Source organism: Erwinia psychrophila (assembly GCF_039023475.1).
Taxonomy (GTDB): Bacteria; Pseudomonadota; Gammaproteobacteria; order Enterobacterales; family Enterobacteriaceae; genus Erwinia.
Window position 1 is genome coordinate 1 of sequence record NZ_JBCHVB010000023.1, and the last position, 761, is coordinate 761.

Here is a 761-nt window from a genome sequence, read left to right on the forward strand (position 1 = left end):
TTCCTGCCGGTAGACCAGCTCGTGGTTGTCCTGCTGCGCGCAGTTTGTGCCAACCAGCGCAGCCTGGGTGGGTAAACGCCCCTGGGCCGGAAATGCCGGCGGGAACCACGCCAGATCGGTGATTATTTCGGACATACTTTTGGCTCCGGCATCTTAAGGGGCTCTTTGATCGGGTGTTCCGGGTGGCCATAGTTGGCACAGCTGGTGGTCACCTTTACTTCATCACAGGGCAGAAAATGCACCGTGATCCCGCAGGTTTCCTGTCCCGTATAGTCCGGTACCGGTACCACCGTGCTGTGCTGCCGATTATTAGCACTCATTTTTTTTTCCCAAGCCAAATACTTTTCTGTATCGGCAAATCCTGGAAACCCTTTTGTTGAGGCTTCTCCGCTTTCCCAATCAACCTTAACCGTCATTCCGGGCAGCCACTTCGCCGGCACGCCATAGCAGCAGCCGCCCCCGCCGCCCTGCCAGGGTCCAATAGCATCAATGCCGGACTGACCATCGACGCTGAAATGGTTGATCGCCCATTTGGTGTGGTTGACTGCCTCTATGGTTCCGCCCCTCCCCCGGCTTTCCGCGTTCGCCGCCGGCTGACTGCATCCCGCCAGCAGCAGGGCACCCAGTACCACGAGGTAATGTCGTATTTTCATTTTGCATTCCTTTTATGAATTAACAGGTTACGTCCGCCTTGCTTAGCCATGACTTTTCGCGATGGCATGGCTAAGCATTACTGAAGGGGAATAAAGGCCAGATCGGTA

The 761-nt window shown here is 55.6% G+C and carries 1 protein-coding gene; it reads right to left on the bottom strand.

The annotated features are described in order from the left end of the window. Positions 1-122: 122 nt before the first annotated feature. Entirely contained in the window at positions 123-653 is a 531-nt protein-coding gene (locus AAH446_RS19650) for a DUF3304 domain-containing protein (RefSeq protein WP_342908353.1), read from the bottom strand. Positions 654-761 lie beyond the last annotated feature (108 nt).

Excerpts from the sequence above, each read along its gene's own strand:
- AAH446_RS19650 (WP_342908353.1), bottom strand. The coding sequence starts at position 653 with ATGAAAATACGACATTACCTCGTGGTACTGGGTGCCCTGCTGCTGGCG.